This window comes from Caulobacter sp. 602-1 (assembly GCF_003931565.1).
Taxonomy (GTDB): Bacteria; Pseudomonadota; Alphaproteobacteria; order Caulobacterales; family Caulobacteraceae; genus Caulobacter.
Genome location: NZ_RRYI01000206.1, coordinates 1 through 274, shown reverse-complemented (window position 1 = coordinate 274; position 274 = coordinate 1). Strand labels below are relative to the sequence as shown.

The following is a 274-nucleotide window of genomic DNA, read 5'->3' as shown; positions in this document are numbered from 1 at the left end:
CGACCCGGAATTCTAAAGGAGGATTTTCATGTCGATATCCATAGTGGACATTCCCGTCTCCCAGTTGACGCCGAACCCGCATAATCCGCGCAGGGACGTGGGCGACGTAAGGGAGCTGGCGGACAGCATCAAGGCGCAGGGCATCAAACAGGAACTGCTGGTCACCCCGTCCGGCGACCGGGACGGCAGGCCCATGTACCGCGTGGTCATCGGGCATCGCAGGCTCGCGGCCGCCAGGCTCGCCGGCCTGGACATGGTGCCGTGCCGCGTGGAG

The 274-nt window shown here is 64.6% G+C and carries 1 protein-coding gene; it reads left to right on the top strand.

From position 1 onward, the window contains the following. Positions 1–28 precede the first annotated feature (28 nt). Positions 29–274 (top strand): ParB N-terminal domain-containing protein (locus EIK80_RS25885; RefSeq protein ID WP_158624771.1); only part of this gene is annotated, 246 nt, incomplete at its 3' end.